This is a genomic window from Streptomyces sp. AK010, assembly GCF_014207295.1.
GTDB lineage: Bacteria > Actinomycetota > Actinomycetes > Streptomycetales > Streptomycetaceae > Streptomyces > Streptomyces massasporeus.
In genome coordinates, this window is sequence record NZ_JACHCX010000019.1 from 164442 (window position 1) to 169921 (window position 5480).

At 72.1% G+C, this 5480-nt stretch carries 4 protein-coding genes, 1 tRNA gene and 1 pseudogene; 3 read left to right on the forward strand and 3 right to left on the reverse strand.

Going from position 1 to position 5480, the window contains the following annotated elements; genetic code table 11:
- Together HDC93_RS37890 and HDC93_RS30295 are read left to right on the forward strand one after the other, a co-directional pair.
- Nucleotides 1–184: pseudogene (locus HDC93_RS37890) on the forward strand (hypothetical protein); the annotation flags it as partial.
- Nucleotides 175–248 (forward strand) — tRNA-Lys (locus HDC93_RS30295). The pseudogene HDC93_RS37890 and the gene HDC93_RS30295, both read left to right, overlap by 10 nt.
- 134 nt (nucleotides 249–382) lie before the next feature.
- On the opposite strand, the gene HDC93_RS30300 is transcribed toward HDC93_RS30295, so the two are convergent.
- Entirely contained in the window at nucleotides 383–1678 is a 1296-nt protein-coding gene (locus HDC93_RS30300; protein ID WP_311774655.1) for a M6 family metalloprotease domain-containing protein, read from the reverse strand.
- Nucleotides 1679–1955: 277 nt separating this feature from the next.
- On the opposite strand from HDC93_RS30300, the gene HDC93_RS30305 reads away from it, so the two are divergent.
- Nucleotides 1956–3812, forward strand: coding sequence for a bifunctional diguanylate cyclase/phosphodiesterase (locus HDC93_RS30305; protein WP_185014027.1), 1857 nt, complete (start codon nucleotides 1956–1958; stop codon nucleotides 3810–3812).
- Here the strand turns inward: HDC93_RS30305 and HDC93_RS30310 are convergent.
- Entirely contained in the window at nucleotides 3788–4894 is a 1107-nt protein-coding gene (locus HDC93_RS30310; protein ID WP_185014028.1) for an LLM class flavin-dependent oxidoreductase, read from the reverse strand. The genes HDC93_RS30305 and HDC93_RS30310 overlap by 25 nt on opposite strands.
- A gap of 92 nt (nucleotides 4895–4986) precedes the next feature.
- A complete protein-coding gene (locus HDC93_RS30315; RefSeq protein ID WP_185014029.1) occupies nucleotides 4987–5256 on the reverse strand; it encodes a hypothetical protein in 270 nt (89 codons plus the stop codon).
- Nucleotides 5257–5480 lie beyond the last annotated feature (224 nt).

Sequence of the window (5480 nt, forward strand, 5' to 3'; positions counted from 1 at the left end):
CACCGCCCCCGCCCGTTCCGCTTCGCGCTGGCTCGTCGCGCCGGACACCCGTCAGCCCTGGCTCCCCGGCCCCGAAGTACTGCTCTGGGCGGCCGTCCGGGCGGCCCGCTCGGCGGTGCGGATTTCGATTTTTCCTCCCGCCGACCAGGATGCTAAGGTCTACGACGTCAGCAGGCGCCGCTAGCTCAGTTGGTTAGAGCAGCTGACTCTTAATCAGCGGGTCCGGGGTTCGAGTCCCTGGCGGCGCACTGTGCCGGTGGCGGCTTGTGTTCGCGGACAACGCGAACGCAAGCCGCCACCGTCGTTTGTGCGCGGCTTCGCCGCGCGCGGTGGGGGCTGCGCCACCCACACCCCCGCCTCTCGGCGCTGCACCGCCGCCCTCTCAGTGCGCCACCGCGATCTTCACCGTCCACGCCCCCGAAGCCGTACGCCCCTCCACTTCCACCCGCACCCCCTCCCCCGGCACCGTGAAGCTCTCCCCGATGCCGATGGGCGCGTCCGCGAGGGGCGGGTAGACGGAGTCCTCCCAGCACGCGCCGGTGCGCGGATGGGCGTCGATCACCTCGATGGGCCCACTCCCCGACCGCGCCCCGCCCCGCACCCGGTACACGAGCAACCCCTGCCGGCAGGCGGCCACGTCGTTGCCCACCGGCCCCCGCACCTCCAGGGCGAGCACACTGTCCGGCCCCGTCCGCACCACCGCGAGCTTGGTGCCCCGCCCGAGCCCGAAGGGCTGCGCCCCCGCGGCCCCCGCCGTCGGCAGCCCCGACCCCGCCTCCAGCGGCTCCAGGGTGAGCCGGGCGGCCCCGGCGTCCTGCACGCACCGCACCTGCCGCGGATCCAGCCAGCCCAGCTTCCACTTGTGCCAGGCGAAGAGGTCGGGGGCCAGTCCGAACTGGCTGCCCATCAGGTCCCAGTCGCCGACGTGCGTGTCCCAGTCGCCCTTGCCGTCCGCGGGGCGGTGGTACAGGTCGGGCAGGTCGAACACGTGCCCGGTCTCGTGGGCGAGAACGAGCCGGTCCGGCGGATGCTGTTCGAACACCGTGACGATCCGGCGCAGATCGGTGCCGTCGGCCCGCAGCGGGCTCGTCAGGTTCACCACCTTGGTCGCGTCGGAGTCCACGCCCGGCGCGTCCGGGTCGGCGACGAAGTACACGACGTCGTAGCGCGAGAAGTCCACCCGCGGGTCGGCCACGGAGAGCGCGTCACGCAGGTACGCGGCCCGGTGCCCGGGCTTCCAGTCGCGCTGTATGGCGTACGTGGTGGACGGCTTCGGCATCTGGATCCAGTGCCGCAGCGCGTGCGGGCGCAGGATGAAACGACCGTAGGACGCGCGTTCGAAGAAGCGGGTGGTGGCCGGGAAGTGGTCCGCGGTCAGCTCCTGCGGCGTGGTCAGCGGGTGGGCGTCGGGGAAGGACAGGAAGACCATGACCGCGTCCAGGGACCGGGCCGGGCGCGGATAGGCGGCGTTCCAGGTGTCCAGGCCCTCCGAGTGGTGGGCGTCGGTCCGGGTCAGGGCGCAGGGCGCGGCGGAATCGAGCCCGGCCGCCGAGGGACCGGCACCGAGGGAGGTGGCGGCGAGCGCGGACATGGTGGTGAACACGGCCGCGGTACTGCGCAGTCGGGCGCGCGGAAACGGACGCGGCACGGGTACCTCCGGGTACGGTTCGCGGGACACCGCACCCAGCCTGTGATGATTTGTCGTACTGCGTCCTGTTTGCCTGCACCGGTTGGGTGAAGGGGCCGAAAAATCGCGGAAGCCGAAACCCCCGAGGTACTCACAGAACGTCACAACTGGTCGGGGGCCTGAAGAAGCCGTCCAGGTGCGCGCAGAAACGATCTGACAGAAGGGCCGGTCGGCCGGGAAGACTGGACACCGGCTGGAAGGCCCTGGGGCCAGCCTCTATGATCGGCACACTTTCCTGACCTTTCCTGCACGGACAGAGATCGAATACATGCGGGAGCGAGCGGTGAGCGGAACCTCCGAAGGGCCGGCGCCCGCGGCAGACCTGGACCGGCCGGTCGTCACAGAGAGTGAGATCGACACGTCTCCCCGTACCGAGCCCCCGACCCGGCAGCCCTATCGCTCCGTCTTCACGGCCGCCCCGCTCGCCATGGCCGTCGTCGACCGCGAGGGCACGGTCGTCAGCGCCAACGACGCGCTCGCCACGCTGCTCGGCGGCAGCCCGGACTCACTGGCCGGGTCCGTCGCCGCCGACCTGGTCGACCTCACCTCCGACGCCCGCACCTGGCACGCCTACCGCGAGGTGCTGCGTGGACGGCAGTCCCGGCTGCGCTGCTCGCGCCGGCTCAAGCACCCGGACGGGCACTCGCTGTGGGTGCAGGTCACGGTCGCCCCGCTGCCCGCCGAGGACGGCGTGCTGCTGTCGGTCGCCGACATCAGCGCCCGCCGGGAACTCCAGGCCCGGTTGCGGCACTTGCAGATGCACGACCCGGTGACCCGGCTGCCCAACCGGACCCTGTTCTTCGAGCGGCTGTCGGCCGCGCTGGAGGCGGAGTCGTACAAGCAGAGCGGCACGGGCCGGATCGGGCTGTGCTACCTGGACCTGGACGGTTTCAAGGCCATCAACGACACCCTCGGCCACCGGGTCGGGGACCGGCTGCTGGCCGCCGTCGCCGAGCGCCTGACACGCTGCGCGGACGAGGCCGGCCACGCACGGACCAGCATCCCGCTGGTGGCCCGGCTGGGCGGTGACGAGTTCGCGCTGCTCGTCGAGGACTCCACCGGCACCGAACAGCTGGCCGAGCTGGCCGAGTCGGCGCTGCGGGCGGTCCAGGACCCGTTCGACATCTCCGGCCAGCGGCTGTCGGTCTCGGCGTCGATCGGCGTCGTGGAGCGGCACGCGGCCGGCACCACCCCCACCGCGCTGATGCAGGCCGCCGACACGACGCTGTACTGGGCGAAGGCCGACGGCAAGGCCCGCTGGACGCTGTTCGACCCGGAGCGCAATGCGCACCGCATGACCCGCCAGGCCCTCGCCTCCACGCTCCGGCCGGCCATCGACCGGGGCGAGTTCCGGCTGGAGTACCAGCCGCTGGTCGGCATGGAGGACGACCGGCTGCACGGCGTCGAGGCCCTCATCCGCTGGAACCATCCCCAGTTCGGTGTACTGACGCCGAATCGGTTCATCGGACTGGCGGAGGAGGACGGCTCGATCGTCCCGCTGGGCCGCTGGGTGCTCCGTACCGCGTGCGGGCAGGCCCGTCGGTGGCAGCTGGACCACCCGGACGAGCCGCCGATCTTCGTCAGCGTGAACGTGGCGGTGCGGCAGGTCTGGGACTCGGACCTGGTGGCGGACGTGGCCGAGACCCTGGCCGAGACCGGGCTCGCCCCGCACCTGCTTCAGCTGGAGCTGACCGAGTCGGCCGTGATGGGCTCCGCGGGGCGCCCGCTGCAAACCCTGAAGGCGCTCAGCGACATGGGCGTGCGGATCGCCATCGACGACTTCGGCACCGGCTACTCGAACCTGGCGTACCTGAGCCGGCTGCCGGTGTCGGTGCTGAAGCTGGACGGGTCCTTCGTACGCGGATTCCAGTACGACGACCGGGAGGCGGCCGCCCGCGCCAACCCGGCCGACGAGGTCGTCGTCGAGGCGATGATCCAGCTCGCGCACCGGCTCGGGCTGACCGTCACGGCCGAGTGCGTGGAGACCTCGGCGCAGGCGACGCGGCTGCGGAGCATCGGCTGCGACACCGGACAGGGCTGGCTGTACTCCCGTCCGGTGTCGCCGGACCGCATCTCCGAGCTGCTGGGCACGCCGGACGTTCAGGCGGGCGTCGGCAACCCGTAGGCGCCTGCGATGAGTTCGTAGGAGCGCAGGCGGACGTCCCCGCCGTGCGCGTTGGCCGTGATCATCAGCTCGTCGGCGCCGGTGCGCTTGGCGAGGCCGTCGAGGCCCGAGCGGACCTCGTCGGCGGTGCCGTGGATGACGTTGGCGTTCCAGGAGTCGACGAAGTCGCGCTCCATGGGGCTGAATTCGTAGGCCTCCGCCTCTTCGGGGCTGGGCACGAGGCCGGGGCGGCCGGTGCGCAGCCGGACCATGCTGAGGGCCGCGGCCAGCACCTGCCGGCGGGCCTCCTTCTCCTCGTCGGCGGCGAGCGCGGAGACACCGATGAGGGCGTACGGCTCGTCGAGCACGGCGGAGGGCTGGAAGGACTCCCGGTACAGGTCCAGCGCCGGGACGGTGTTCTGCGCCGAGAAGTGGTGGGCGAAGGCGAACGGCAGCCCGAGGGCACCGGCGAGGCGGGCGCTGAAGCCGGAGGAGCCGAGCAGCCAGAGAGGCGGGCGGTGCGGGGACTGGACGCCGCCGGGGGACGTGGCCTGCACCGGGCCGGGGACCGCGTGGATGCGGCGGTACGGGTGCCCGTCGGGGAAGTCGTCGTCGAGGAAGCGGGTCAGCTCGGCGAGCTGCTGCGGGAAGTCGTCGGCGCCCTCGCCCGGCCGTTCCGTGCGGCGCAGGGCGGCGGCCGTGGCGCCGTCCGTGCCGGGGGCCCGGCCGAGGCCGAGGTCGATCCGGCCCGGGGCCATGGCCTCCAGCGTGCCGAACTGCTCGGCGATCACGAGCGGGGAGTGGTTGGGCAGCATCACACCGCCCGAGCCGAGCCGGATGCGGTCGGTGTGGGCGGCGAGGTGGGCCAGGATCACGGCCGGGGACGAGGAGGCCACGCCCGGCATGGAGTGGTGCTCGGCGACCCAGTACCGGTGGAAGCCGCGGTGTTCCGCGAGGCGGGCCAGGTCGACGCTGGTACGCAGGGCGTCGGAGGCGGTGCGGCCGGCCCCCACGGTGACCAGGTCCAGTACGGAGAGGGGGACCGGGGCGCTGCCCCGTGCCGCGCCGCGTATCTCGTCGCCGCGTATCTCGTCTGCCGCCACGGTGGGGTGCCTCCTGCTGTGTGCCGGTGCTGTCGTCCCGGCTCTAACGGGGGACTGTCTCCGGTTATTCCCGGCCGCTGTGCCCGGGACCGTCAGGCGGCCTGCTCCCAGTCGCTCCGTGCACTGTCCTGCGGGGGTGTGCGGTGCGCCTTCTCGCGGGCTCGCAGGACGGTCCACGCGAGGGCGGCCAGGCAGGTGAACCACCAGGGCAGCGGCCACACGGCACCCCACCAGCGGAGGCGGGGGTGGAGGCAGGCGTCCGCGGCGGCCGAGACCATGGCAGCGGCCAGGCTCCAGCACAGCAGACGCGCGGACAGCTGGACAGCGCTTGCAGAGGATCTGGACGGGCCCGATTCGGCCATCGGAGAGTCCTTCACGGCATGACTGGCTGCGGACGTGGTCAGTGTGCACGCGATGGACAGCAGAAGGGGAACGCGCTTTCGGTCAACCCGCGTGCCGTGTGATGCGGCGGAGTTGAGCATTCCTCAGCACTGAGAGGGCGTTTGATGTAGCCGAATTGCCCTTTAAGTTCTAGTAAGTTCCTCGCCAGGTTGGCGTGGTCTCGTCCGTTATGCGCTTGGCGAGG

What these genes read in the sequence shown, in the direction of transcription:
- HDC93_RS30305 (WP_185014027.1), top strand. Translation starts at nt 1,956, where the DNA reads ATGCGGGAGCGAGCGGTGAGCGGAACCTCCGAAGGGCCGGCGCCCGCG.
- HDC93_RS30315 (WP_185014029.1), bottom strand. Translation starts at nt 5,256, where the DNA reads ATGGCCGAATCGGGCCCGTCCAGATCCTCTGCAAGCGCTGTCCAGCTG.